This is a genomic window from Roseiconus nitratireducens, assembly GCF_008629675.1.
GTDB classification, from domain to species: domain Bacteria; phylum Planctomycetota; class Planctomycetia; order Pirellulales; family Pirellulaceae; genus Stieleria; species Stieleria nitratireducens.
Map to the genome: position 1 here is coordinate 1 of NZ_VWOX01000033.1, position 25614 is coordinate 25614.

25 protein-coding genes and 1 tRNA gene are annotated in these 25614 nt (G+C 56.7%); 15 read left to right on the forward strand and 11 right to left on the reverse strand.

Going from position 1 to position 25614, the window contains the following annotated elements:
• Positions 1-8: 8 nt before the first annotated feature.
• Both FYK55_RS27720 and FYK55_RS27725 read left to right on the forward strand, forming a co-directional pair.
• Positions 9-899: a M28 family peptidase gene (locus FYK55_RS27720; protein WP_150079867.1), complete on the forward strand. Its 891-nt coding sequence runs from the start codon at positions 9-11 to the stop codon at positions 897-899.
• Positions 900-1084: 185 nt separating this feature from the next.
• Positions 1085-1510 carry a DUF2721 domain-containing protein gene (locus FYK55_RS27725; RefSeq protein ID WP_235909030.1) on the forward strand — a complete coding sequence of 142 codons (426 nt, stop codon included), beginning with the start codon at positions 1085-1087 and terminating at the stop codon, positions 1508-1510.
• 76 nt (positions 1511-1586) lie between these two features.
• Here the strand turns inward: FYK55_RS27725 and FYK55_RS27730 are convergent, their stop codons facing one another.
• On the reverse strand, positions 1587-1841 hold the full coding sequence (locus FYK55_RS27730) for an indolepyruvate ferredoxin oxidoreductase subunit alpha (RefSeq protein WP_150079868.1): 255 nt from the start codon (positions 1839-1841) through the stop codon (positions 1587-1589).
• 107 nt (positions 1842-1948) lie between these two features.
• On the opposite strand from FYK55_RS27730, the gene FYK55_RS27735 reads away from it, so the two are divergent.
• On the forward strand, positions 1949-3418 hold the full coding sequence (locus FYK55_RS27735) for a protein kinase domain-containing protein (RefSeq protein WP_150079869.1): 1470 nt from the start codon (positions 1949-1951) through the stop codon (positions 3416-3418).
• Between the two features lie 27 nt (positions 3419-3445).
• Here FYK55_RS27735 and FYK55_RS27740 read toward each other — a convergent pair whose 3' ends face one another.
• On the reverse strand, positions 3446-3772 hold the full coding sequence (locus tag FYK55_RS27740; protein ID WP_150079870.1) for a hypothetical protein: 327 nt from the start codon (positions 3770-3772) through the stop codon (positions 3446-3448).
• A gap of 328 nt (positions 3773-4100) precedes the next feature.
• Positions 4101-4904 (reverse strand): hypothetical protein, encoded by an 804-nt coding sequence (locus FYK55_RS27745; protein WP_150079871.1) that lies wholly within the window; start codon positions 4902-4904, stop codon positions 4101-4103.
• A gap of 77 nt (positions 4905-4981) precedes the next feature.
• Here FYK55_RS27745 and dndD point away from each other — a divergent pair, with 77 nt between their 5' ends.
• From dndD to FYK55_RS27760, 3 genes are read left to right on the forward strand one after another with little or no spacing between them, the layout of a single operon-like run.
• A complete protein-coding gene (gene dndD / locus FYK55_RS27750) occupies positions 4982-5773 on the forward strand; it encodes a DNA sulfur modification protein DndD (RefSeq protein WP_261344973.1) in 792 nt (263 codons plus the stop codon).
• A 3-nt stretch (positions 5774-5776) separates the two neighbouring features.
• A complete protein-coding gene (dndE, locus tag FYK55_RS27755; RefSeq protein ID WP_150079873.1) occupies positions 5777-6163 on the forward strand; it encodes a DNA sulfur modification protein DndE in 387 nt (128 codons plus the stop codon).
• Positions 6163-6402, forward strand: a complete 240-nt coding sequence (locus FYK55_RS27760; protein ID WP_150079874.1) for an HTH domain-containing protein — start codon at positions 6163-6165, stop codon at positions 6400-6402. Before dndE ends, FYK55_RS27760 begins: the two co-directional genes overlap by 1 nt.
• 51 nt (positions 6403-6453) lie before the next feature.
• Here the strand turns inward: FYK55_RS27760 and FYK55_RS27765 are convergent, their stop codons facing one another.
• The 4 genes from FYK55_RS27765 to FYK55_RS27780 form a co-directional block, all read right to left on the reverse strand.
• On the reverse strand, positions 6454-6921 hold the full coding sequence (locus FYK55_RS27765) for a hypothetical protein (protein WP_150079875.1): 468 nt from the start codon (positions 6919-6921) through the stop codon (positions 6454-6456).
• Positions 6922-7357: 436 nt separating this feature from the next.
• Positions 7358-7759 carry a hypothetical protein gene (locus FYK55_RS27770; protein WP_150079876.1) on the reverse strand — a complete coding sequence of 134 codons (402 nt, stop codon included), beginning with the start codon at positions 7757-7759 and terminating at the stop codon, positions 7358-7360.
• A 69-nt stretch (positions 7760-7828) separates the two neighbouring features.
• Positions 7829-8149 (reverse strand): hypothetical protein, encoded by a 321-nt coding sequence (locus FYK55_RS27775; protein ID WP_150079877.1) that lies wholly within the window; start codon positions 8147-8149, stop codon positions 7829-7831.
• A 289-nt stretch (positions 8150-8438) separates the two neighbouring features.
• The gene (locus FYK55_RS27780; protein ID WP_150079878.1) at positions 8439-10382 is read right to left on the reverse strand and encodes a tetratricopeptide repeat protein; all 1944 of its coding nucleotides are present in this window, start codon (positions 10380-10382) and stop codon (positions 8439-8441) included.
• Positions 10383-10426: 44 nt separating this feature from the next.
• On the opposite strand from FYK55_RS27780, the gene FYK55_RS27785 reads away from it, so the two are divergent.
• Positions 10427-10615 carry a hypothetical protein gene (locus tag FYK55_RS27785; protein WP_150079879.1) on the forward strand — a complete coding sequence of 63 codons (189 nt, stop codon included), beginning with the start codon at positions 10427-10429 and terminating at the stop codon, positions 10613-10615.
• Positions 10616-10987: 372 nt separating this feature from the next.
• Here FYK55_RS27785 and FYK55_RS27790 read toward each other — a convergent pair whose 3' ends face one another.
• From FYK55_RS27790 to FYK55_RS27800, 3 genes are all read right to left on the reverse strand, one after another.
• Complete coding sequence (locus tag FYK55_RS27790) at positions 10988-12394, reverse strand: leucine-rich repeat domain-containing protein (RefSeq protein WP_150079880.1); 1407 nt, start codon at positions 12392-12394, stop codon at positions 10988-10990.
• Positions 12395-12746: 352 nt separating this feature from the next.
• Entirely contained in the window at positions 12747-13193 is a 447-nt protein-coding gene (locus FYK55_RS27795; protein ID WP_150079881.1) for a hypothetical protein, read from the reverse strand.
• A 356-nt stretch (positions 13194-13549) separates the two neighbouring features.
• Positions 13550-14287: a leucine-rich repeat domain-containing protein gene (locus FYK55_RS27800; protein ID WP_161604798.1), complete on the reverse strand. Its 738-nt coding sequence runs from the start codon at positions 14285-14287 to the stop codon at positions 13550-13552.
• Positions 14288-14686: 399 nt separating this feature from the next.
• Between FYK55_RS27800 and FYK55_RS27805 the strand changes: the two genes are divergently transcribed.
• Positions 14687-15181, forward strand: coding sequence for a hypothetical protein (locus FYK55_RS27805; RefSeq protein WP_150079883.1), 495 nt, complete (start codon positions 14687-14689; stop codon positions 15179-15181).
• A gap of 63 nt (positions 15182-15244) precedes the next feature.
• Here FYK55_RS27805 and FYK55_RS27810 read toward each other — a convergent pair whose 3' ends face one another.
• Complete coding sequence (locus FYK55_RS27810; RefSeq protein WP_150079884.1) at positions 15245-16489, reverse strand: SUMF1/EgtB/PvdO family nonheme iron enzyme; 1245 nt, start codon at positions 16487-16489, stop codon at positions 15245-15247.
• A 528-nt stretch (positions 16490-17017) separates the two neighbouring features.
• Here FYK55_RS27810 and FYK55_RS27815 point away from each other — a divergent pair.
• The 7 genes from FYK55_RS27815 to FYK55_RS27845 all read left to right on the forward strand — a co-directional run.
• Positions 17018-17088, forward strand: a tRNA-Cys gene (locus FYK55_RS27815).
• A gap of 457 nt (positions 17089-17545) precedes the next feature.
• A complete protein-coding gene (locus FYK55_RS27820; protein ID WP_150079885.1) occupies positions 17546-19108 on the forward strand; it encodes a VWA domain-containing protein in 1563 nt (520 codons plus the stop codon).
• Between the two features lie 76 nt (positions 19109-19184).
• Positions 19185-20231, forward strand: coding sequence for an ARPP-1 family domain-containing protein (locus FYK55_RS27825; RefSeq protein ID WP_150079886.1), 1047 nt, complete (start codon positions 19185-19187; stop codon positions 20229-20231).
• Positions 20232-20564: 333 nt separating this feature from the next.
• On the forward strand, positions 20565-21143 hold the full coding sequence (gene pnuC, locus FYK55_RS27830) for a nicotinamide riboside transporter PnuC (RefSeq protein WP_150079887.1): 579 nt from the start codon (positions 20565-20567) through the stop codon (positions 21141-21143).
• Complete coding sequence (locus tag FYK55_RS27835) at positions 21140-22120, forward strand: AAA family ATPase (RefSeq protein ID WP_150079888.1); 981 nt, start codon at positions 21140-21142, stop codon at positions 22118-22120. The genes pnuC and FYK55_RS27835 overlap by 4 nt, the downstream gene beginning before the upstream one ends.
• 257 nt (positions 22121-22377) lie before the next feature.
• Positions 22378-23757 carry a Gfo/Idh/MocA family protein gene (locus FYK55_RS27840; RefSeq protein ID WP_150079889.1) on the forward strand — a complete coding sequence of 460 codons (1380 nt, stop codon included), beginning with the start codon at positions 22378-22380 and terminating at the stop codon, positions 23755-23757.
• Between the two features lie 138 nt (positions 23758-23895).
• Positions 23896-25614 (forward strand): S9 family peptidase (locus FYK55_RS27845; protein WP_150079890.1); only part of this gene is annotated, 1719 nt, incomplete at its 3' end.

Genomic DNA, 25614 nt, shown 5'->3' on the forward strand with positions numbered 1-25614 from the left:
TTCGAACGATGCCAATCGACCGCGACACGATCGAGAAGAATCTACGACTGCATGTCGATCGGCTTGCGGGACTGATCGGTCCGCGCACCTTGAGCAAGCCGAAAACGATTCAGGCCACGATCGGCTACATCGAAGGCCAGTGGTCCGAGATGGGATACCGTCATTCGCGGGAATGCTACGACGCCATGGGCGATGAGGCGACCAATCTGATTGTCGAGTGCCCCGGCACCAAACGCCCTGATGAAATCGTTTTGCTTGGCGCCCACTACGACACTGTCTTCAGCACCCCCGGTGCCGATGACAACGCGTCGGCCGTTGCGGTGCTGATCGAAGTCAGCCGCTTGCTGCGCGAGCACAGCGGAAAGCGAACCGCCCGGTTCGTCGCATTCGCTTGCGAGGAGCCGCCGTACTTCAACATGGATTCGATGGGCAGTCAGCACCACGCCCGCCTTTCACGACAGTGCGGCGACAACATCGTCGGAATGCTGTGCCTGGAGATGGTCGGTTACTACAGTCTCACGAAAGGCTCGCAGACCGTTCCACCAGGCATCCCCAAATGGATGCACCGATTCTTCCCACAACGAGGCAACTTTCTGGCAGCCGTGGGCAATATTCCATCCTGGAAGTTGTGCTGGAGATTTCGGCGAGGATTCAAACGCGGCACGCGACGGATGCCCCTGTTCTCCATCTGCCTACCCGAGAAGATCCACGAGATCCGCCTGAGCGACAACAGCTCGTTTTGGGACCAGGGCTATCCCGCCCTGATGCTCACCGACACCAGCTTCTTGCGAAACCCGAACTACCACCAAGTCACCGACACACCAGACACGCTCGACTATCCCAGGATGACCGAAGTCACCCTCGGCGTCGCATCCGCGATGCGCAAACTGCTCGGATAAGGGGGGGCGTGATTGCAAATTGCAAATTGGCGGTGGATGACACCAAAGGCCAGATTCAACATCGAAACAGGCACCGTCGCAATGCAACGATCACCACCAAGCGACTCGGTGGTGTGCCTTCATCAATAACCAATTTGCAATGTTCATTTTGCAATTTGCAATTCACCGGTTCATTTCACTGAATCTTGAATACACCAGACCAGAAACGGTTGCCCACCGCGATGAACATTGATCTGACGACTCCTGCGTTGCTTTTTTCGACCATCTCTCTGCTTTTGCTTGCGTACACCAACCGATTTCTTGCGCTGGCGACCGTCATCCGCACCTTGCACGGAGCGTATCAAAAGTCACCGGACCCCGTGGCAGCCGCTCAGATTGCCAACTTACGTCGGCGGGTCAACCTGATTCGAGACATGCAAACCTTGGGAGTCGCCAGCCTGCTCTCCTGCACCGTCTGCATGGGGGCGTTGTTTGCGGGGCTGATTTTGCTCGGCAAGATCATCTTTGCTTTCAGTCTCGTCCTGATGGTCGGATCCCTGGCCATCTCATTGGTCGAAATCCGAATGTCGGTAGGCGCATTGAATCTGCAGCTCAGCGACATGGAACAATAGCGCCGATCGCGCGATGCCGAGCTGGCCCTCTCGCCCAATAACCAATTTGCAATGTCCATTTTGCAATTTGCAATCCTCACTCCGCTGGCGGGCATACCTTGACCTTCCTCGCGTTCAGTTCAATGAACCGACGACGCCATTGCTCGGGAACGTCGTCTTTGTGGAAAATCGCTTCGGTTGGGCATTCTGGAACGCAAGCACCACAATCGATGCATTCATCGGGGTCGATGTAGACCATCGTCTCGTCTTCGTGAAAGCATTCGACCGGGCAAACCACCAAGCAGGCCTTGTCTTTGCAACCGATGCAGGGTTGAGTAACCACCATTGTCATGTAGAAGTCCTTAGGGGTTAGGCTTTAGGCTGTAAACGAGGCGACGAATCCCTCATCCGAAAGGGATCTTTGACAAGATCCACTACCGAGGAAGTGAGAAACGGCGTTTGGAACCGGACAGCGACAACGAAAAAGATTTCCAAGAATCCGAATCGATCACGGATCGGCCGGACGGTTGGCTGCTGCGCCAGTGGAAAAGCGGAAACGAGCAGGCAGCCGAAGTCCTTTTTGACCGGTACGCATTCCGGCTCGTGACTCTGGTTGCAAGCCGCCTGAGCAGCCGGTATCGCTCGCAAGTCGACCCCGACGCAGTCATGCAATCCGCAATGGGAAGCTTCTTCGACGCTGCCCGGCACAGTCGCATCCAGGTCAGCCATAGCGTTTCGCTCTGGCGTTTGCTGGCAACGTTCGCCCGTCGAAAGCTTGCGCGATCAATTGAGCGTCATTCAGCGTCAAAGCGAGGTGGCGACCAAACTCGAGTTCCTCTCGATCAGGCAGTAGACCAAGCCAAGACTCTTCCGGCGGACGACTCCGACGCGGACGAGTTATTGGACCAACTAAAAACAGAACTTCCGGCCGATCATTTCTCAGTCGTCGAAGCCTTGCTCGCCGGCCTGACGCAACAGGAGATTGCCAAATCGATGGGGATCGACGAGCGAACCGTAAGAAGGCGAATCTCACGGGTCCGCAAGTTGCTTTCACCCGCGGTGGATGAGGTGAAGAATCCTCTCTCTGGCAATCCGGATAAGCAGCGACTCGTCGCCTCGTCCACTACGTTGTCGCGAGTCAACTACAACCAATTCGTGCTTGGAAAACTGATCGGCAGCGGAGGCTTCGGCAAAGTTTATCGCGCGAGCATGCAATCCGATGGACGCACCATCGCAGTAAAATTCCTCCGAAAAGCATTCTGGCAAAACGATGAGGCTCGCGAGTCGTTCATTCGGGAAATCAACGCGGCATCCTGCATCAATCACCCTGGTGTCATCCGCTACCTCGGATACGGCGAGTCACCGCATGGCGGCCCATACGTTCTGAGCGAATGGATCGACGGCCGACCAATGCACACGATCGACCGTCCCAGCGAACGAGTCAGCAAGAAGCGATTCACGCAGTGGCTACTGCAAATCTGCGAAGCCCTGCAGGCGGTCCACAATGCGGGAGTGATTCACGGCGACCTCACGCCCGCAAACATTCTCATGGACAATCACGACCGAGTCACGATTACGGACTTCGGTTTCTCCCAAGCATCCGTCGGAGCGACCTCACCAATTCTCGGCGGAACCCTCGGCTACGCCGCCCCCGAGCAGATCGACCCCGCCTTCGGCAACATCAGCCCCAAAACCGACATCTACGCCATCGGCGGACTTATCCACTGGTACCTCTATGGTACACCACCTAACGCTGGCAACGGTGCGGCCGAAATCCTGATAGAAACAATCGGTCGCCGGCATTTCAGCACCGATACCAAATCCCAAAACAGCACAAACCTTCAAACAATCATGCGTCGATCGTTGGCTTCGTCACCGGCGGACAGATTCGCGAAGGTTGGGGAGATCATTAGATTATTCTCGCGCTGACTCAGCCATCGAACACCGATCATCTGGTTAAACCTCAACGACAAAACCGTTGTTCTTGAGCTTGCCGGCAGGATCGCAACATGCGCAGTTGATGAACTGTGTCGTACCACGGGTGAACATTCCGTAGTTGCTGATTCCTTTCTCGTCATGCAGATGGCCGAACGCGTGAATTCGTGGCTGGATTCGTTCGTCGACATGCCGGCGAAGGGCGGCACAGCCGACTTGAACAATCGCGTGTGACTCGATGTCGTGCGTCAGGTCGAGGACACCCTTCGGCGGACCATGCGTGATTAGAATGTCGATGTCGTCGGGAATGGGCAGCCAAACCATATCCAGCTTGCCACGCTTCTTCATGTAAACCCAATCACGAAACCGTGGCGTGTAAGGTTACCGGAAGATCTTCAATCCATTCCACTCCATCTGTTCATGGATCAGAAAGTGAACCGCTGGGTAGTCTTCCGCTCGGATCAGCCCCTGCTCAATCGCGGTTGAATGATTGCCTGGAACAAAGACTCTGCTAGGGATGTCAAGCATAGAGTCCAATCGAAAAACCGCCTGGATTCGGGTTCATTCATCCATGCATTGCCATGCGTCGCTTCGTCTCCGCAATGGATGACCAAGTCGACATCGTGTACTTGCAGCTCAGAATGTTCGTTGTGCGTATCCGAGATATACCAAATCTTCATTTGGAGGCATTCTCGTCATCGATGCGATAGAGGAACGCGTTGCCGACTTTTTTGAAGGGAATGTTCCCTGCGTCTCGTTGATGAGCAAGCTCGCAAGTCGTCCATCCAAAACGTTTGCGGACCTCCTCACTGCGAAGCCAGCTTTCAGCGGTTATTTGATTGAGTCGTGGGACCACTTCTTTATTCCAATAGCTTGCTCGACCGATGAGTGATTTGTCCACGTCAGGCAAAGCCATCCATTCGGACGATCGCGCCATGCTCTCTTCGACGTCGAATCCTTGATATGCATCGTCAACGAAGAGCCACTTATGGTGGTAAATAAACGGATCAGCCAAAGTAGGTCGAAGCTGTACAATCCCATCGGTTTTCACTACGGCATAGTTACCAGTCGCGGGCTCAGGCGATATGTCAAAGTCTGGGCAGTGAATGAAACTATAGTTTCCGTTCGTTTCATTGTGCTTAACCACCGTGTACTCGAATCCTCGCGGCAGTAAAACTCTTGCTTCGATCATTGAATCTCCCAGTACGTGCTCGAAGTTTCGATGAACGTACATCGCCCTACCGATTCTTTTTCCGACACCGTGCTTTGGGCACCGTCGCGGCAGAACTGGTATTGGAGTTTTCTTGGGGGCGTGCCGAACTAAGCGGTGCCCACGATGTTCAAAGCCGAGAATCTGAAGATTGGCCTTCCACACTTCTCGAGTCAGAAAATCTTCACCCTCGTGAAGAAGACCATGCTTCACTTCTTGACGCGTCAACCGCTCAAACTTTCCGCGGCGATCGTCGTCCGCATCAATCATGAGTTCCTTCCTGTCCAGCAACGGAGGATTCGCTCTATCAGCTGTTTCGTAGAAGCCGACGCGAAGAGTACGCAACCATCCATGATGCGGAGGCTGTGTCTAGATCCATAGCCGCGACGCCAGAAGAAGATGCAATCAAAGGAGTTGCCGAGACTCTGACCGAGAAGGCGAAGGAAGCGGGGGCTCTCGAGGATCAAGTTTGGAAGTTACAGAAGGAACTAGATCGTGCAAAGGCGGAAATGGAGTCCGCGCAAAAGTCACTTGATTCCATGCGAAGTCGCCTGCTCAAAGACGAGGTTTTCAAGGTTGAGGAATCGGCACGTATGGCCGAGCTTGCTAGCAAGACGCAGGAGATCATGAAACAATTTCTCTCGCGGGCCTCGGCGGCAAAGATCGATCGACTCTCCTCGTACGTTTCGGTGTCGTTTCGGTTCCTGCTTCGCAAGAAAACTCTGGTCGAGTCGGTTCAAATTGATCCGGAGACGTTTTCGATTTCACTGCTCGCGGCGGATGGGACTTCGATTCCCAAAGAACGATTGTCCGAGGGCGAGAAACAAATCTTCGCTGTCTCTGTGCTCTGGGGATTGGCACGAGCATCCGCTCGCCCGCTTCCATCCATCATCGACACGCCGATGGCTCGACTCGACGCGACACACCGCAATCACCTTGTGGAGCGGTACTTCCCGAATGCCAGCCACCAAGTCATCATCTTGTCGACGGACACAGAAGTAGACCAAGAATACTACGAATCGCTCTCACCCCACCTCTCGCACGCCTACCATCTCGACTACGACGAGAAGAAGCAGTTTACCGAAGCTACCGAAGGGTACTTTTGGGAAGCAGAAGCAGTCGGCGCGGGGAGCAATTAATCGATGTTTTTAAAACAGATACGACTTTCTTCTCAGGCACGCGACCAGCTGATCAGGCTGAAGACTCGAACTGGCATTCAGAACTGGAACGTCCTTTGTCGCTGGGCCTTGTGTGTCTCACTGAAAGAGCCAACGCCTCCAACCCCCGTCGAGATTCCGGCCGACAGCAACGTCGAGATGACCTGGGAGACGTTCGGTGGCGACAACTACGAGTTGTACGCGGCTTTGGTGCGAGAACGCTGCGTGCAAGATGGACTGGATCCTGACGACGAGGTTGCTGCAGGGCAGTTTCGCTTGCACCTTCACCGCGGTATCAGTTACTTGGCGACTCCAAACAAGATTAAGAATATTGGCGACCTCGTCGCATTAACCTGTGAGGCAAAATCCTGATGGCGCGAGAATCGATTGCAGACGTAGTGGTGACGGTGCTCGAAGCGAATAAAGCTCCTATGACGGCGAAGGAAATCTACGATTCGATCAATTCCAAGCAGCTTTACGAGTTCAAAGCCAAAGACCCCTTCGCCATTTTGCGTGCGCAACTGAACAAGCATTGCGTCGAGAATCAGTCAAAGGCCGCATCGCCTCGAAAGCTGTTTACGAAATCGGGCGACAAATACGGCCTCTGCTAGTTTCCCGGTCGCAGATACCTAGCGGTTGCGTTGAAAACGCCTGCTGCTCTTCTACGGTTCCGCAATAGCGACCAACCATTCCGAGTCTGATTTCAGCGAATCTAGAAACTCGCCGATTCGCATACCGGCAAAGCAACACTCGCTGTCCGACCTCGCAGTCGCGCTGATCAATAGCCAATTTGCAATGTTCATCTTGCAATTTGCAATCCATCGGTTCATTTTGTTGTCTGCAATCTTCACTCCGCCGGCGGGTCGCCGCCTGAACCGTCGGGATCGATCCCAGGTCGATCCCGACGCAATCATTCGGCGAACACCGTAGTTGGCGTAATGGACGTGGACATCATAACCTCGACGCATCATCTCATTGGCATCGCCGCGAAATTCGCCAAAATGGTATTCGTTGGTGAATTTCCATCGATCAATTTGGGCTCGCGTCGATTGCTCGTGCATGAAGTCCAACGCCGCATCATCAAGCGGCGCGTCGACCGCACGAAACTCAATCCACTGATACTCGGACATTCGGCTACCTCCTGGAACACCCTCAACAGGCGAAAAAGTAACAACGATTGATGCTTGGAACCACCATCGTGCTTGGGGATTCCTGCCGGCAACTGAATCAAAGCGACCGCGATGACCGCGGCCATCAACGTCCACGCGATTCTCGACGAGACGATGGCTGACTGCACGTCCGCCCTGATTAGCTGAATAGCGTTACTATGCGTGAGCCGCTTGACGGTAGCCGCGGGCACTTTCGCATCCACCGGCGGCTAGCGCCTTGCCGCTCATTGCACTGCAAATCACGGTACTTTTGATTGAAAGTGCGCTGCCCAGTTGGCGTGATCAACAATCCATGTGGCTGTTCTATACTCGGTCGCGTTGAACAGCGTCGCGTTCTGCTCCGCAAAAGTTGTGCGGGTGAACGCAACTTTCACGGAGTGAAAGGCGACGATCGCTGCTAGGCGAGAATCTCGGCGTGGGGCAGGCCTTCCCGAAGTGCTTCGACTCCGCCCGTCGTCAACTTGGTGTTCGCCACGTCGATGTAGTCCAGAGCCATTCCGACGAGAATGGAGACCGACGCGTCGGTCACTTGCGTTCCGCACAGGTTGAGTCGAGTGAGTTGACGAAGTTGGCTGATTCGTTCCATCGCGTGATCGGAAATCCCCGTGTTCCAAAAACTGATCCCTTCAAGATTCGTCAGTGGCAGTAGTGCCTCGACGTCCGCGTCGGTGATCTCGATTTGGCTGAAGTCGATCTCCACAATGTCCTCGTTCGGAATCCTTTGACGGCTTCGAAAAGGCTCGCCGAGGAACGTGAACCGAGCCCCTCGGTCCGTCAAATCAATCAAAGCGGAATCCATCAAGTCTCTCTCACCTCAGAAACGCTCCCCTTGAAGCCCACCACCGCTGATCGCCGGTCTTTCCAGCGTCTACGCCGGTTCGGCGACGACCTTTCCGGTTCGGTCGTCCACTCGGTGCAGGCGCGTGGTCTCTCCCGAAGCAGCGTCCCCAAACTCGAGTGAGACCAACCAATAGGGTTCGTCAGGCACGTTCTCGGCCACCATCGCTCGAATGGTCTCCGGATCCTGGATGCCGTTCTTGCTGTACAACTTCGCATGGAATTCTTTCTCGCGGCGAATTTTCTCCGCGTCGAATAACACGGCGGAACATCGGGTGCCGGGCGGAATGTCGCCGAAATGCTCGATGACAATCATGATTGCCGCCTTTTGATCGATTGCTTGTTTTGTCATTCCTTGCCTCCACCGGTGCGCGATTGCCCGTTTTCTCGGTGATGCGGTGTTTCTGTCGCCGCTTTGCGGCTGGTGGTTCATGGGGGAAGCCATTTCCGTCGGCTTGCGCCGACGGCAGGGGGCTGTCGTCGCTTTGCGACTGGTCGTCATGTCGTTTTGCTTCAACCGGCTCTTTGATAAGAGTTGACCTGATTTTGAGTCAATGATCGCTCGACGCGTCCGTCGCGTTTGCGCGATGCTCCGCTGCAACCGACGGAGCCGTCGAAGGCCGTAGCCAATTCCTGGAGAACTACTTTGTGCGTTTCTTTCGTTTCGCATTGCTCGCACGGCGTTTTCGCTGCAACAATTCTCGTTGCCAAACCGCGAATCGGGCGAACATCCATTCGACAAAGCCATCTGTTTCCATCCAAGACTCCTGCTGGTCCTCGATCACCATGGCGGCTTCTTCTGGGCTCCCCAGCGTGTATTGTTCTGCCGCCATCGGAGGTGTTTCGTCCATCAAGAGTTCGACGACATGCGGGTTGAACTTGAAGGCGTTGGCCATCGCTCTTTGCGCGTTAGGACTGTTTGGACCTTTGGCCCGATATTCGACTTGTGCCTTCAAGTAGAGCCAAGGACCCGATTCCTCGGGATACTGATTCAGAACGTCGCTTGCCTCCTGTTCTCGGTTTTGACGCAGCAGCAAGGGGATCACCTCGTATCGGACCCCCAGGTTGTCGTTCTGGTTCAGACGCAGAATGTCAAGCATCTCCGAAATCGCTTCGTTTGCTTGACCGTCTGAAGCCAGCGAAATGGCAAGGCCATGCTTGGCTCGGATCAGAGGTCGTGTTTTACTGATCTCCCAGAAACGACCGACTTCGGATTTCAGCAGATCGTCGCAATCGGATTCTGCAAGCTCCACCGCGGACGTGAACCGATCGATTCGCTGGGCTGCGTCGTGAGTGGAATCGGCCAGCAACACGTTCGCCTCGATGTGCGAGGGGTCTTCCTGCAATGCCTGACGGGCAAGTTGAATCCTGCGTCGTCCGTACGTATCGATCGCGGCATAATAAAGATTCTCGGCGCGATCGAACGGAGTTGCCGATGGGTAGTCGAAATCATCGATCGAACCGGTGTATTGAGTATTGAGCAGCTCATTGAGCTGGTCCACATCCATTCCCTTGTTCTGAGCCATGACAGATTGGATCAACCGGAAATGCCTTTCGTTGCCCCTCTGGTCTGGCATCAACCCCCGATCGATCCATTCCGTTCGGGCGGGCGGCTCGAGCAGATCCGGGATCGAAATCTTGCAACGCCGGTTTTTGCCCTGAATAGCGACCTGCTTGGACCATTCGCCTGAGTCCATTTCTTCTTCAGACGTCTCGGCTAAGGCAGCCAAAACAATGGTCAGGAATTCGAGTTCCTTCGGCTTTGGAGCCCGAGTCTCTTCCCGAGAGTAAAACAGGAACTGGGGGAACGCGTCGCCGGTTGCGAGCGGAAGATTGTGATCGTTCCAGTACGCGACATCTTCTTCGATTGCTTCGCTGATCGGACTGAACGTCAGACTGAACACCGCCAACGATCCCATATCCAAGCGTTGCGCTCGCATGCCCCAATGCGTCTCGGCGGAATCATAAAACCCGAGCCCGAATTCACGCCCGCCGGCACCTAGCACCGTTGCGTGCTTGAGGTATTTCGGTGGTTTGGGCGTCTGGATTTTGAGCAAATCGGTGTCATCGAGAAATCGCCAAGGCCGAGCCTGATAGAAGGCTGCAGCCGCTTCAGAGAAAGCCCGAATCTGTGATCCGCTGCAACCAGAGCTTGCCAATGAAGGGGCCAACGAAGCCGCGGCAAATTCCGAAAAATGGTTCGCCATGTCATCCCTGACCTCACACCAGAATTCTGGTTCAGCGTCCCACGTCACCTCCGTGCCAGAACCGGACAACCGTTCTTTCAACTGCATCGCCAAGTCCTTGTTCGTCACGGAGATCAAGGCGGGGCGATATCCCAAATGGTTCGTTTCCAGAAGCTCGAGCAATTCGCTGATCAACAATTCAAACGACGTCCCCTCGATCGAGGGTTTTCCTTGGACGATTTCGAGTTCACACGAAACCCAAAGAGCGACTTTCGCCTCTGCCATCGGAGTGTCAGCAAGTGGCCCGCCGACGATCTCAGCGAAATCAAATACCCCGCCTTGCCATTGGGCACCAGGCTGAACCGCATAGCTTAAAAACCGTTCAATCGCCGTACTCATGATTTACCTTGCTTCCGCTCGGTCGAATTCGGTTGAGAGATTTCATGAAACGTTTTGCCAATCACCAGAGGCCTCCACAGTCAGGCAAGGCGGACGACGCGCAACTCAATCAACTCGCCCCCGGTTCGATTCGCATAGGCAGCGCCAAGCAAAGCCGATTCCTGGACGTCCTCGACGTCCGGCTCAACGCCAGACCTGGTTCTGCCTTCCGCCCCAACATGAAGCCCTGCTGATTCGGGTACCCGCTTGAGCTAGCCGAGCGTGTGAGCTAGCCGAGAGTGGGATCCTTCGTTGCGTGCCGCTCTACTGCCACGCGGGCTCGATATTGCCCTTCGTATCATAGGCATTACGGATCCTGGCGTGAAGTTTGGCATTCTTGGAGTCGTTGTCAACGGATTGATCCTGATTCAAACCGTCCGCTTGATCGATTGCTTCGGTCGGTCGATTTGAAGCTTGGCCGGGCGCCATTTTTATTCTTGCTTCGCGTTTCCGGTCTGCCGCTTTTGGCTCACGGCTTCTCCTGGCCGCTGCGTGCCTGAGGCCGGGTGGCGTGGGCGCCGCGTTCTCGACCATTCAAGGCGGATCCAGGTCGTGCTGCAGATTCTTTATTGATTCCGATTGACGATCGAATCCAAGAAGGCGCGAGCTTCCGCGTCGGCGTTTTCAATGCGAAGCTTGTTCAGTTTTGACAGTTCGGCCAGCGGTTGCACTTCCTGCAACCCCACTGGGTTGGCGGTCTGAACGTGGAGACTTCGCAGGTGCTCCAGCTTCGCAATCTGGGCATAGGTCTCACGTGTTGTCTGGACGGAACGCGCAAATCGAATCGTCAGGCCTTCCAATTCCATCATTCGATCGAACTGCAACCCCGCATCCTCGCAACTCAGGATGTCCAGCCAGCGCAACCGCGTCGCTCTGGCCAATTGCGGCCACCGGATGCCTTCGGCGTGCAGCCTGACTCGAATCGCCGGATTGACGCGGATGACACTTTCCAGATTCGCCTGGACGTGGTCGCTGCCCCCCAAAACCAATCTTACCAACCCCTTTTCGACAAGCGCGTTGAGCGCGTGTTCGGTCAACGCGGGGTCCTCGTCATGGAGGCGAAATCGCCATCGGCCTGTGCTGCCATAGTGAAAACTTGCATTGTCTTCGCCCAAAAATGCAACCTGGACACCCTCGGGAAGCCAACTCGCGAACTGCTCCAAGCTGACGCTGTCCTTCGCCCCGCTGATGTCTGCTTGCTGGATGTTTCGTCCATCAATCAATTCCAGCTGCCGCGAGTCGATGTCTTCCAGTTGCAAATCGATCGAAGACAAGTGTTCCGATCCCAAACGAGCGAGCGATTGATCAGAGTAGTCGCATTCCCGAAAAATCAACTCAGCAACGCGGGACAGGTCGCCGCCGAGGAAACGGTCAACTTGATCGGCACTGAAGCCATACAGAAAGCACTTGCCCACTGGCTGCAAATCGGGAACCGACTCGAGTGGAGCGAACGCGTCTTGATGAAACGCATCTTCCGGCGGCTGGTAGAAGCGGGGCGAGAAAACGAGTTGCGTCAGGTTGGGCAACTTCCCGAGCCCAGCCAGAGCGGCTGGGGGGATTCGCGTGTCATGCAGATCCAGAACTTGCAGGTGCGTTAACTGGGCAAGAGGTTCAATGCATCGTTTTGACAAATTGCGGCACCCGTACAGCGAAAGCCGCTGCAAGTGTTCGCAACCAGAGAGCGACACGACGTCATCGTCACTGATGTCCGTTCGAGTCAGGTAGAGACGCTTCAAACCATGAAGTTTTTCGATGTCTTCGAGGTCTCCCGGAGCCAGGTCACATCGACTGGCATCGACCATGACCACGGTGTCAAAGAAGTGGTGCGTGGACTGATGAAACCAGTCGGGACCGCCCATTTTGAACTTGATCTGGGCGCCCTGCTGCTGTAACCGATTCACCACGGCTCGCACCCGCGACTGACGGATCCAGACGGCAAGTCCCACGGCACAAAAGCCAGTGAGGAGCAGCATCAGCCGGATGGAGAATCGCACGCGGTGCCTTTTCCCAGGTTCTCTCGCGTTGCCCAAAGTCGCTCTCGGGAGAATGCGAAAGGGAGCTTGCAATGATCCAATTCGCGAGTGTTGGTTGATGCTGATCAGACGCCAAACGCCATCGAGCCGACGACAGGCCTTTCAGGCAAAGCATAGTCTAGCAACCCGTCGGCTTTCCGGCCGAGCGTTCTGCAATTACTCCCCTGCCCCGCAACAGCGGAAGGTCCGAAACAACAGCGGGAATGCACGCAACTTTCACGGAGTGAAAGGCGACGATTGGTAATCAACACGCTGATCGTTTTTCGTGGGCATGGCATCGTTCGATTTGGCATCACGGAGCTTCCAACACCTTCGCTGCGCGACGTTTAGCAAGGAACAGCTCCAGTGCTTCGTGACCTCGTTGAGTCTGATGGACGACAATCGACAGGCTCTGCGGGTAAGGCGAGATTTCGGCGGGGCCGCCCTTGGCACCCCAGGAGGTTTGATCAACGGCATTCTGTATGTCGCTGATCAGCGACCCAAAATCTGCAGGGGTTCCCGGTCCCGCGATGACCAAATCGGATACGGGATACTGTCGCTTGGTCAGCTTCGACCTCTGCGAGTCCGACCAACCACTCTCATATCCTTGCGAATAGCCAGCGCGACGGCCGCGTTCTTTTCCATACTTGTACGCACCGAATCCGATTCCGACGAGCAGGGTCCCAAGCAGCAGTGCTTTCAAACCAAACTTTGCTCTCGGATGGATGGGAATCTTGATATGAAACTCGAACTTGTCCATCTTGCCGGACTCCGTGCACAGGTTCTTCGATTATCTTCTACCGATCATATTGCCTGAACGACTGGCTGGACATCCAAGCGCCAGCGAGCGGAGGATTACCTCACTTTTCGATGCGGTGCTGCTGTCGCCGCTTCGCCATTGGTGGTGACTTGGGCATCCGTTTCCGTCGGCTTGTGCCGACGGCAGGAGTATTCCCTGACGTGGTGAAAACCCTCCCCGCGTCGTCGCATGCTCCTCCGCGACCCTCCCGCGAGCGGGAGGGTGAATTAGTTTTCCGAGATACGAATACTGACAGAGCTGGATGGAATAGATCGGTCGTCAGGCGTGGCTTGGCCTCCTTGAATCGGTCACTGGCTTCAATCAGCTATGCTGCAGTTCGGAAGCTCTGCTTGCAGCCAGGCACGGCCTTCGTCGGTCGTCTGCGTGCCCCGCAACAGCAATTTCTTTAGAGATGTCAACTTGGATAGATGCCTGAGCCCTTGATCGGTCACGGCCGTATCAGCCAGCTCAAGGCTCTCCAAGTTGGAAAGTCCCGATAGGTGACGCAAGCCCTCATCTGTGATCTGGGTCCCACTGAGTTGCAACCACTCAAGGTTTTTCAGATGCGAAACATGCGAAAGCCCGAGATTGTTCAGGGGTGTCCCATTCATGGGCAACCCCTTCAGTTTCGTGCAGTTTCGGAGGTTCGACAGACCTTCTCCAGTCACGTTCGTACCGCTGATCGCAAGCACTTCAAGCTCGGTCAGTCCGGCAACATGACGTAGCCCTTCATCGCTGATCTTCTTGCGATTCATCAGCGTCAATTGCTTCAGTCTGGTGAATCGTTCAACGACCTTCAAATCATCGTTCGTTGGATCAGACCCCTCGTCAAAATTCACAATCCAAACGGATCTTGCGCAATCTTCGCCGAGCAGATCAATCAGCCACACGGGCGCTGGAAGTTTTGGGTCATTCCTCCATCGCATGCTTGCATCGAAGTGGTAGTCAAATCCAAGGAAACCACCAAGTCGCGTGACTTCGTCAATCGCTGCCTTTTGCGAGCGCGCCCGACTCGAAACGTAGGCAAACCAAATGCCGATGACCGTGAAAGCCAAGAGCAAGAACCGCAAACCGAATCGCGGCCAGCGGCGGCGACTCGATGGGGACTGCGAATTTCGAACGGGTCCAGCCATATTCAAAAGGACGGATTATGGATGAACCGCTGCGCGTTAAGCCCGACGAAGGATTTGTGAGCCGGAGACGGTTGGGTCCGGCGGAACACCGTTGGTACAATACGCGACCCTACCTTGACGCGACGGTGGCCACAGGCCTCCTGCTGTACGATTAAACTGAGGCAACGTGTATTCTCCACGGTGGGAGAAGTGGGGTCAAGTTTTTGACGCCGTGATGAACTTGCGTGGGGCGGCAGGCGATTGCCCTAGCCGCGTTCGCGTTCTCTCCGTCCCCGCGACCCCGCTGATTCCTAAGATTCCTATCGTTCGACTCGAGATGCCATGGCATTTAGCACCGATATCAATCTTCCACGGCGACATCACGCCCGTTACCCGGCGCGCTGCGTCCGTTGCGGCGGCGACCACCAGGGCAGGAAGATGCGACTTTGGACGCATACCATCGGATGGTGGACCGCGGTCTTTTGGATTTTTGGCTGGGGCTTCACGACTCGCGCCCCGGCCTGCAAAAAGTGCGCGCGGCTGATCCGTGCCCAACGCGTCGGCGGCTTACTGCTGACGCTGCTGGTCGCGGGAATGTTCATGACTTTTGTGTGGCCTCATGTGGATGACTTTGTTGCTCATGCCCTGCGGAAATGGGTCGCGTTGGGTCTGATTCTCATTTGCCTGACGCCGTACATCTTTTGGGAGATCGTCTTCCCGCCGGCCATCGACATCACCGCGTACAAGAACAGCGTCGATTATGAGTTCCGAGACCCTGAGTACGCTTTTGAATTCGCAGACCTGAATGCAGACGCCGACTGGGTGCGGATCTCGTGAGTCGAAGACATGCCGCGACGATTCAGCAGCCAACTCCGTCGTGATCGGGTTGAATAGCGAGGGCTATCGGGCTGGCGGTGATCCAACGCAACGAAAACCAAGGCATCGTCCGCAAGCCTCCGGATTGCGTCCTCGGCGGTAACTGGGGCGACAAAGCTCAATCGGTCCGACCCAGCTGCCGCCCCGTTCGCTGCGAAGACCGGTTGGGATGTTGGCAATCGGATCCAGCTGGGTAGCGTCCGCGCTGCGATAGAAGTCGGGCGAGTACCAATCGCGACACCAATGCCAAATCGTTCCGCTCATGTGCCGGAGCCCAAATCGTGACTGACCATAGGGTTGCTGAACGCGCGGCATCGGCAAACCTTCTGACTGGTACGCTTGGCCGCGCTGGTGGATTCCGGCGTACACCAACTCCTTCTCATCGAAGGCACCGTCGGCGGCACATTCCCACTGGGCCTCGGTGGGCAGAAAGCTCTGGTCCCGTTCACGCCAATCGACTCCGTTTGCCCAGCGGGAATAGGCGTCGGCCGCGTTCCACGAAACCAGGATCACCGGCTGCATTGCCGCGCCCGGGCGCGGCTGCCAGGTTCCACCGCAGGTTTCAAATTGTCGATCCGCCTGTCGGTCATCGTTCGCCGGGAGCGCAATCGAGTTCCGAAGTTCATCCGGTCCGATCTCAATTGAATTGAGAAACCGACAGAACGCCGTTACTGAAACGGGTTCGACGTCCATGAGAAACGAAGACAAAGTTGTTTGATGTCTCGGCTTTTCGTCTTCATTTGCCAGCGAGTCGTCGCACCCAATTTCGACACTGCTCGCCGGAACCTGGACACAGACCATTCCGTCGGTTGTGCGGCGATAGCACGGGAACTCCCCGCATCCATCAAGACGCTCGTGCAACCCGGCTTGCCTCAACACGCTGGCATCGACCTTGCCGCCGAGTTGCGTGAACCCGGACTCGGTGGCGGGCGGCAACTCGATCGGCTTTTTTCGCCAACCACCCCGAACCGGCGAACCGGTCCCCTGATTGAGAAAGGCAAATTCGGCCAGATCGCGGATCCTGAACGGCTGACGTGTGAAGATCAGCTTTCCGACCGGAGTGCTGGGTGTTTCTGGAATCGTGATGCCGAACTCATCTTCCGTTTCCATGATCAGTTCGATCAGGTCCAGGCTGTCACAGTTGAGGTCTTCGATGAACCGGCTTTCCGGCTTGACCTCATCGGCAGAGACCCCAAGCTGCTCCGCGGCCACTGTGCAGAGGCGAGCTTCGACTTGCTGCAGCTCCAACCAGACCGATGATTGACTCATGAGTAGCTTTTCTCCGGCGATCGCCTCGGAAAGTTGAACATGGCGGAGAATTTCGAGAAACCGCGATTGCCGTGGACGATTGCAATCGAACAGAACTGCACCGGAGCGAGGAGTGCCATCGAAACTCAAGGCGGGATTCAAGTTTCGGATCGACCGCCTTTCGCGGGTCACGGCTTAGTAAGCATAGCTTCTAAGAGTCTCGCTAGACAGCGCAACATTCAGTCAGCCGCGTCGCGCTAGCCGCGGGTTTTCCCGCCTCGACCGGCGGCTAGCGCCTTACCGCTCATTGCACGGCAAATCACGGTGTTTTCGATCGAAAGTGGCGCTGTCCAGTCGGTCACTCGGACAAACCTATCGGATCGTGGAAAGCTTGCTCGTGGAAGACGGAACGATGCCGCCGACCCACGCATCAACTTAATCCCTAAAAAATGTTCGCGAACCTTCGTAAGTGATTGGCGTCTACTACCCCAGAACCGCACGAGTCACCTCCTGCTCAAGGGCTGATCGGGAAAGACTCGCAACGATCTTAACGCTGGAGCCAGATGGCCAGGCAACCGGTTGCAACCCGGTCGAAGTGGGTTCGATTCCCACCGGCGTTTCTGATTCGAGGACTAGCACGTCATTACAGCTAGCTCATTTGGTTAGAGCATCAGATTATGGATCTGAGTGTAACGGGTTCGAGTCCCGTGCTTGAAACATGACTGGCCACCTACCTCGAATCTCATTCATGGTTCCTCGGAACCACGTTGCCCGGAACTTTCTCGTCAATTCAGTGCGTGTTGCCAACGCGAAAGGCTTGAAGCCTTTTGAAAGATTTTGACCAGCTGGACAGCGCCCTATTGCGTGAGCCGCGTGGCGCTAGCCGCGGGTTGCCTCGTATCGACCGGCGGCTAGCGCCTTGCCGCTCATTGCACTGAGAATCACGGCCTTTTTGTTTGAAAGTACCGCGATCCAGCGAGGATCCTGCCCCGCAATTCTTCATCAAACCGTTCAAGGTTGGAAGCAATCTTCCGACTTTCACACTTCACCCATTTCACTTCGAACTTCGAGGAGACCATGCAGAATCTGATCGCAACGCAAGTCGACGATCGCAAGCAAGCGTTCGTCCTGACCGAAACGCAGCGTGAATTGCTGCCGCTTGCGTTTGGGTCCTTCCTCGACTCGGTTGCCACGGCGACCGGCCGCGGAACGTTCTACAACTCGCGCGAAGAACAAGCCGCGGCGGTCGAAGCGGCACATCGAGACCTGTTCGACATCGATCGGGACGTCTACACCGCAGCCCTGATGCTGCCGGGCGTGACGGACTACAGCCGACAAATCGGTGTGCGTCGATTGTTGCAGGCGACTCGCGATGGCGGCATCCTGCCCGCGGAGTTCGAGGCAGTGGCGATCACGTGTCTGGTTCGCGGACTGCCAACGCAGCGGATGTTGAAGTTGTTTGGAATGCTTCGTCGCGACCGCGTCAACAACGCGCGAACGCGACGATTGATCCTGAGCGAAATACTGGGTGCCGACGGCCTAGAGTTCTGGGCAGTCAAGTACCGGGAAAAGCTGCGCGTCGCGTTGACGCACGCGTGGGGTCGCCGAATGGCAAGCATCCTGCGCAACGTGTTGGCGAAGTCGCCAGGTGATCGGACGGAGAAGGAATCAAAGATCGTTCGTCAGAACGTGAATCGATTCGTTCGAGATCATGCGGTCGATCGCGTCGAGCAATGCGTCCGGTTCGTCCTTGGTGAGGAAAACGACGTCACGCTGGATCGTTTGGCTGCGTACCGAGATGCGAAGTCGGACTTTGACCGCGGAGCCGTCCTGCCACCGGAAACGATGGAAGGCCTGCGCAGCCGATTCCACAAGGATCGAACAAGCGGCGAAGTCCTGGAACTGACGAAGTCTCAGCTGACGACTGGCCAAAGAATCGCCGTTCAGCGCAAGGCCGAGCAGTCAGGTGTTGAGGTCAAGTTTGATCCGGCGCGGTACGACGCGGTGCGACTGTACGTTTACGCTTTCGAGATGGGGATGACGGATGCCATCCGTCAAACGCTTCGGGACAAGGCGGAAGCGGCTGCCGCGCGCCTGCCGGTACGGTTCGAGCGAGTCGGTGTTTTGATCGACGCATCGCAATCGATGATGGGTCACGACACACAGGCTCTTCGCCCGATCGCCACGGCGCTTGCGCTGCGCGACTTGTTGTCAACGACCGCTGATCACGCGGTGGCAATCACAGCGGATGGCCGAGCCACGGAAAGCTACGAATTGGTCGAGCCGTCGGGCGACACGTCGCTGGCGGCGGGACTGGTTCAATTGTTGAAGGCGGAACCGGACGTCGTGTTCGTTCTTTCGGACGGATATGAAAACGCGCCGTCCGGGCGATTCGGTGAAACGGTCGCGGCCGTCCGTCGAATCGGCATCCAAACGCCGATTCACCAGTTCACGCCGGTCTTCGCAGCCGAGTCGCAGGGCGTTCGCACGTTGAGCGATTCGGTGATTGCGATGCCGGTCAGCAAGCCGGAGGCGATCGGATTTGGATTGCTGAAGGCATTGATTGAGTCCGACGTCGACCGTGGCGTCGCGGCTCTGTTTGGAATGACCAAGGTCGCAGGCTACTTGCCGGCGGCATAAGTCCATCGAGTGTCCCGGCGTCCGATTGACCATCGGACGCCGGGCAGTTCGGTGAATCGTCAGGAGAACTTTGAGAATGTTCCGCAAGAGAAAGAAGAACACGAGTCTGCGCATCGAAGTGCGCGAGGTCCTGCGCGGCTGCGAGGCCGGTCGGCTGCAAAGTGTCGGCTACATGCAGGTCATTCCGCTGGTCAGCGATTTGAACGACGATCGGTTTGTGTCACCGGTCCAGTGCGACGCGGACGTGTACACGACCCGCTACGGGACGCTCGGATTCCGTAACCCGAGCGATTCGGTGATGATCGTTCCGTGCCACGCGGGCTACGTCGTGAAGCAGCACGCACAGGACCACGCGATGGCCCACGCCGGCGTGGTCGCCGCTGCGGGCGATCGTCGATACAACACGGCGGCCTGCATCCAGGCATCGCAAGGCGGATTCATCAAGAAGGGTTCGTACCGAATGTTGATTCTGCCGCACGCGTTGCGCGAGCATGCCCTGCGAAAGCGAGGCGAGAAGAACTACCAGAAACTGTGGGAAGACATTTCGGTGTTCAACCAGCGTTTCGGCGTGACCAGCCAAGGTCACCTCGAGTACTTCTTGCAGGCATTCAAGAAGGAGCTGGATGAGTTCGTCGCTGAGTTCGAGTGTGTTCCGCGGCAGATTGGTGCGATCGTCCTGATCGACGACCGTGTCGTGGGCATCGAGCGGGCTCCGTCGCACGCGTATTGGCAGAGCATCTGGCCGAGCCTGATTCGTGAGTGCTACGGATCGCTGGCGATTGAGGCCGCAAAGGCCAACGGAGATCGTCCACCCGAACGATCGCCACGTCTGTCGTTGCCGGTTGAAATCGCATCGCTGGAGGAATTGGAATCGTTGATTGCCGAGATCGCTTCGCAAGAAGATGAACGAGCGCGATCCACGGTCCGCGAGCTACTCGACGAACCGTTGGACCTGCAGCACGAAGAAACCGTGGCTGACGTGTCGATCGACACGGCAACCTCGGAGCACTTCACCGGCCAAGTGATCCGCGAAGGCGAAAAGATCGTGTACGCATCACTCCCGGCAACCAGTGCCTTCGTCAAGAGCCAGGAATGGACGCGAGCCGAACCGTTCGCGATCTAATGGGGCTGGTTGGCCCTGGGCAACCGAAAGGAAGGCTGTCAGCGAATTCGCCTGAAGCGCTCTCTGGCAGCTCTCCAGGGTTCGCCCCCAACGGCTTCGATAGGAATGGCTCTATCCGCGCCGCCGATGCCGTTGAAACATGGGCCAACCGGCGGGGCGGACACACAGCAGCGTGGACAAACGCCCGTGCGCGGTCAATTCCGTCACGGGCGTTTATCTTTTACAATCCGTGCCATTACCCCTGGTCGCAACTCCGCCTGATCGTCGATGGACGACGGGTGCCAGCGATGCCACTTTTTAGTCAAGCCGAAAGGTTGTCGATAGCGCACCGTGATGACGTGGATTGAAATTGCCGCGACGGTGTTTGGTTTCTTGTGCGTGGTTCTGACAATCCGTCGCAGTGTCTGGTGCTGGCCAACGGGGCTGGTTCAGGTTTTGCTGTTCATCGTCGTCTTCTACGACGCAAAGCTCTATTCCGACCTGCTGCTGCACGTCGTGTATGTGTTCCTGCAGTTTTATGGATGGTACCAATGGACGCGGCCCGAGGCGAACCGTGAATCCCTGGTCGTCCAAACGCTGACGTTCGGCGCGCTGGGAGCTTGGATCCTCGTGACGGCCGCGGGGACACTCGGGTTGGGCTGGTCGATGTCGCGGTGGACTGATGCCTCACTGCCTTATCCGGACGCGTTCACGACGGTGGCCAGCCTGCTTGCGCAATTCTTGCTCGCCCGACGCTACGTCCAGAATTGGGGATTCTGGATCTGCGTCGACGTGGTCGCGATCTGGGTGTATTTCACCAAAGGCCTGAATGCGACGGCGATTCTCTATCTCACGTTTCTGGTGCTGGCCTGCATCGGATTGGTGATCTGGAACCAACGCTTGGCACTGCAGCGGGGCGGAGAGCACGAATGAATACCGTCGGCCTAACGCTCGGCAAGTTCGCTCCGCTCCACCAGGGCCACCAGTCCGTCATCGAGCAGGCAATCGCAGAGAACGATCACGTGATTGTGGTTGTCTACGACGCTCCTGAAGTCACGCCGATCGCCCTCGAAACGCGAGCCGGCTGGATTCAGACCCTGTACCCCCATGTTGAAGTCATCCTTGCGAAAGACGGTCCAACAGTCGTCGGCAAGACCCCCGAAATCACACAACTGCACGATCGCTATTTGAAGCGACTTCTGCAGGGGCGCAACATCACGCGTTTTTACAGCAGCGAATTTTACGGTGATCACGTCAGCCGGGCCCTGGGCGCGATCGACTGCCGGATCGACGAGGCCCGCAAACGGGTTCCAATCTCCGGAACCGCGATTCGCTCCGATCCATTTCGGCACCGAAAGCACTTGAATCCCGTTGTTTACCGAGACCTGATTACCAAGGTGGTTTTTCTCGGTGCCCCGTCAACGGGCAAAACAACGCTGGCGCGTCATCTGGCGGAGCAACTGACGACCGCCTGGGTCCCCGAGTATGGTCGCGAGTACTGGGAGGCGAATCAGGTTGAGCGTCGTCTTTCGCTTTCGCAACTTGCCGAGATTGCGGTCGGACACCGACAAAGGGAAGATCAAATGATTCTGGACGCCAACCGTTTTCTGTTTGTCGACACGGACGCAACGACGACGTATCAATTTTCACTCTATTATCACGGCGAGGTCCACCCGACGGTGGCGCAGATGGCCGCCCAATGCCGGGAGCGGTATCAGGCCTGGTTTCTCTGCGGAACGGACATTCCGTACGAAGACAGTTGGGATCGCAGCGGTGACGTTCACCGCGAATCCTTTCAGCAGCAAATCGAAGCGGACCTCGTGGATCGCGGCATCCTGTTTCGGAAGCTAAGCGGCGACCTGAAAAGTCGCACCCGTTGCGTACTGGAAACGTTGAAGGCGTTTGAATGATCTACCCGGGCGTTCTGCAACGTTTCGATTCGGCTTCACAAAGGCCGAATTGAACGCAACTTTCACGGAGTGAAAGGCGACGGTTGAGAGATGCCGGCTCGATCGCCGCCGGGGGGCAGAGCAAATTCGCGATCACCGGTGAGCGAATCTCTTCCCGCATTCCCCGGCTGACCGTCGAATCGCCTTCTTTCAGCGGCTATCCTGGGAGGCTTGAATCGCGTGAATTCTGATTGCTCCCCCGACCCAAAACGGTTCCCATGGCACCAGCTCTCAATCGCCGGCAAACACTGAAGTCGACTCTCGGATGGGCGGGGGCCGCGGTGCTGGCCAGTCGCACCGAGCGAGCTTTTGGATTTACCAGTGCGAACGAGCGTCCCCGGATGGCCGCGATCGGCACCGGCAGCCGTTGGTATCAGAAAGCGACCGGAGTGGACAGCCGCTATGGTTCGGCACCCGACATGAGAAAGCTCGGGGACTATGTCGCGGTCTGCGACGCCGATGCCTATCGCGTCGGCTTGGCCAGTGACATCGCGAAGGAATGGACGGGCGAATCGCCTCGGGCAAGCTCCGATTACCGCTCGGTGATCGATGACCCGGAGATCGACATCGTGCACATCTCCACGCCCGATCACTGGCATGCCAAGATTGCCATCGAAGCGATGCTGGCCGGCAAAGATGTGTACTGCGAAAAGCCGATGACGCTGACGATTGAGGAAGGTCAGCTGATGAGCAAGGTGTGCCAGCAGACCGGCCGAATCTGCCAGATCGGGACGCAACAGCGGAGCGACAAGGGTTTCCTGACCGCAATCGCATTGATCCAGGCCGGCCGCCTGGGCGAAGTCCGCAAAGCCACTTGCAGCATCGGTGGCGGACCGACCAGCCCTGAGATTCCCGTGACCGAGCCTCCCAAATCTCTCGACTGGAACTTGTGGCAAGGCCCGACGCCCGAGGTCCCGTTTCGGTACCTGGCTGGCGATAACGGCGAGACGCAAAGCTGGTCCCGCTGTCACTACGAGTTCCGCTGGTGGTACGAATACTCCGGTGGCAAATTGACCGACTGGGGCGCCCACCACTGTGACATCGCGACTTGGGGCCTTGGCAAGACACAGACGGGGCCGGTCTCGGTTGATCCGGTGATGGTCAAGCATCCGGTGCCGTTTCGAGAGGGTAACCCGGTCGATCCCTCTCGCTACAACACGGCGACGGAGTTCTTGATCCGCGCGGTGTTTGCCGACGGCAAAGAGATCGAGCTGCGGCACGACCAAGGCAACGGGATCCTGTTCGAAGGCAGTGGTGGACGCATTTTCGTCAATCGAGGTCGTCTGACCGGCACGCCCGTGGAAGACTTGGAGTCGAATCCGTTACCCGATGGAGCCCTCGAAGCGGTTTACAAGGGACGCGAACTCACCGACCACTTCCGAAACTTTTTCGTCGCGTGCCAGGACCGCAAGGACCCGATCTCGGACGTTCACAGCCACCACCGAGCGTTGTCGACGTGTCATTTGGCCGGGATCGCGGCCCGGCTCGGTCGCAAGATTGAGTGGGATCCGGAAACCGAGCAAGTGATCGGCGACGCGCGCGCCCAAAGCTTCATCCGTCGCGACCGCCGCAATGGTTTTGAAATCGAAATCAGCTGACACGCCGGCAGACAAACGGGGCAGAATTAACCGTCCTTCACCGCTTTGGTGACAGCGAAGCAGGCGATTGCTCCACTGCGACCTTTCCGGATCAAGGTCTGGCTCAAATACCGCATTCACGTTTTCAGACGCCTCACCATGTTTTCACTTTCTGCTGCGGCAAGATCTCCCTTGGTTTTGTTTTGCCTGACCACCGCTTTCGCAGCGGTGAAACCGAAAGTCATCCAAGGGCACGAAGCTTCGAAGAGGCTTGAGGAAAGCGGGACGGAGGATCGGCTGAAAGCGGTCTACGAGCGTGACGAATTTTCAGCGAATCCGTTCGAAGCGATTTGGTGGGACGACAGCAGCGGTTACTCAGTCGTTCAGAAAGAGTCACGCACGGGCGAGCAGGTGAAACTGCACTTCAACGTGGAAACCGGGGAACCAACCGATCGCAAGCCGCCGGAAGGCGCCCTCCGAAACCGAAGAGATCAAGTTTCTCCCGATGGCAAACATCGCTTTCGTCTGGACGGTGGAAACCTTGCCGTCGTTGATCTGGAGACAAACGAGAAGACCCAACTGGTCGAGCAAAAAGGAGATCGCGACGTCTCGTTGCGCAATGCGAGTTGGAGCCCCAACGGAAGATTCATTGCGTTCACGGAAATCGACGAAACCGACGTGAAGCAACGGTCCATGCTGGTTCCCAGCGACCCGTCGTACCCGGAAATTCGGAAGCAACGATTTGCCCGAGTCGGCGAAACCATCCCGTCACTGCGGGTTGGCATCGCCGATGTCGAAGGACAAGCCGTCCGCTGGCTTTCCATCGATTCACCGCCCGAAGGGTTCTACCTGGGGCGCATGGAATGGGCCGGAGAGGAACTGCTGGTCGAACGTTTGAGCCGTTTTCGAAATACGCGTGAGATCTTTCTGGCATCGGTCAACGGAGAAATGAAGCGTGTCTTTGGTGAAACCAATGACGCCTGGGCGGTCGGCAGCCAGCAGCTCATTCTTGGTCTCACTTGGATCCGCGACGGCAATGCGTTTGTTGTGCTATCGGAGAAAGATGGATGGCGTCACGCGTTTCTCTATGATCGCGACGGCACGGAACGGGGTCTGCTGACGCCCGGGGAATACGACATCATCGACAAAGCGGTCGTGGACGAAGCAGGAGGCTGGTTTTACTTCTACGCTTCACCGCACAACGGCACCGAGAAGTATCTCCATCGCGTGCCGCTGGACGGTTCCGGCACGTTAGAACGCATCACTCCCGAAAATCAACCTGGCACACACGAATACGATTTCTCCCCAAATGCGAAGTATGCCTTTCACACGTGGTCGTCCTTTGACTCACCGCCCGTCGTGGAACTGGTCGAAATCGCCGATCATCGCGTCATCAAGGTGGTTGAAGCCAACGAGCCGCTACAAGAGCGAGCCAAAGAAGTCGTTGCTCACCCCACGGAATTCAACGAGCTGAAGATCGGTGACGGCGTCGCGATGGACTCCTGGCTGATCAAGCCGAGAGAGTTCGATGAAACGAAAAAGTACCCGGTCTTTGTCTACGTCTATGGCGAGCCCTATTTACAGACGGTGCTGAACAAGTGGGGGGCCGGCCAGAGTCATTTCCTTCGGGTCGTGGCCGACCTTGGTTACGTGGTTGTCTCGATCGACAACCGAGGCACGCCGGCGCCGAAGGGAGCTGCCTGGCGGCGATCGATCTTTGGCAGTCTGGGACCACTTTCGTCGGAGGACCAGGCCGCAGGTTTAAAAGAGTTGGGACGCATCCGCCCCTTCATCGACCTGTCACGCGTCGGGATCTGGGGCTGGAGCGGCGGGGGATCGAACACTCTGAACGCCATGTTCCGCAAGCCCGATGATTAT

Bases quoted from the DNA above. Each gene is read 5' to 3' on its own strand.
- FYK55_RS27825 (WP_150079886.1), top strand. From the start codon at position 19,185: ATGTTCCGCAAGAGAAAGAAGAACACGAGTCTGCGCATCGAAGTGCGC.
- FYK55_RS27835 (WP_150079888.1), top strand. From the start codon at position 21,140: ATGAATACCGTCGGCCTAACGCTCGGCAAGTTCGCTCCGCTCCACCAG.
- FYK55_RS27760 (WP_150079874.1), top strand. From the start codon at position 6,163: ATGGCGCGAGAATCGATTGCAGACGTAGTGGTGACGGTGCTCGAAGCG.
- FYK55_RS27795 (WP_150079881.1), bottom strand. From the start codon at position 13,193: ATGGACAAGTTCGAGTTTCATATCAAGATTCCCATCCATCCGAGAGCA.
- FYK55_RS27785 (WP_150079879.1), top strand. From the start codon at position 10,427: ATGAAACGTTTTGCCAATCACCAGAGGCCTCCACAGTCAGGCAAGGCG.
- pnuC (WP_150079887.1), top strand. From the start codon at position 20,565: ATGACGTGGATTGAAATTGCCGCGACGGTGTTTGGTTTCTTGTGCGTG.
- FYK55_RS27770 (WP_150079876.1), bottom strand. From the start codon at position 7,759: ATGGATTCCGCTTTGATTGATTTGACGGACCGAGGGGCTCGGTTCACG.
- FYK55_RS27820 (WP_150079885.1), top strand. From the start codon at position 17,546: ATGCAGAATCTGATCGCAACGCAAGTCGACGATCGCAAGCAAGCGTTC.
- FYK55_RS27790 (WP_150079880.1), bottom strand. From the start codon at position 12,394: ATGCTGCTCCTCACTGGCTTTTGTGCCGTGGGACTTGCCGTCTGGATC.
- FYK55_RS27720 (WP_150079867.1), top strand. From the start codon at position 9: ATGCCAATCGACCGCGACACGATCGAGAAGAATCTACGACTGCATGTC.
- FYK55_RS27730 (WP_150079868.1), bottom strand. From the start codon at position 1,841: ATGACAATGGTGGTTACTCAACCCTGCATCGGTTGCAAAGACAAGGCC.
- FYK55_RS27740 (WP_150079870.1), bottom strand. From the start codon at position 3,772: ATGAAGAAGCGTGGCAAGCTGGATATGGTTTGGCTGCCCATTCCCGAC.
- FYK55_RS27810 (WP_150079884.1), bottom strand. From the start codon at position 16,489: ATGAGTCAATCATCGGTCTGGTTGGAGCTGCAGCAAGTCGAAGCTCGC.
- FYK55_RS27775 (WP_150079877.1), bottom strand. From the start codon at position 8,149: ATGACAAAACAAGCAATCGATCAAAAGGCGGCAATCATGATTGTCATC.
- FYK55_RS27745 (WP_150079871.1), bottom strand. From the start codon at position 4,904: ATGATTGATGCGGACGACGATCGCCGCGGAAAGTTTGAGCGGTTGACG.
- FYK55_RS27805 (WP_150079883.1), top strand. From the start codon at position 14,687: ATGGCATTTAGCACCGATATCAATCTTCCACGGCGACATCACGCCCGT.
- dndE (WP_150079873.1), top strand. From the start codon at position 5,777: ATGTTTTTAAAACAGATACGACTTTCTTCTCAGGCACGCGACCAGCTG.
- FYK55_RS27840 (WP_150079889.1), top strand. From the start codon at position 22,378: ATGGCACCAGCTCTCAATCGCCGGCAAACACTGAAGTCGACTCTCGGA.
- FYK55_RS27765 (WP_150079875.1), bottom strand. From the start codon at position 6,921: ATGTCCGAGTATCAGTGGATTGAGTTTCGTGCGGTCGACGCGCCGCTT.
- FYK55_RS27780 (WP_150079878.1), bottom strand. From the start codon at position 10,382: ATGAGTACGGCGATTGAACGGTTTTTAAGCTATGCGGTTCAGCCTGGT.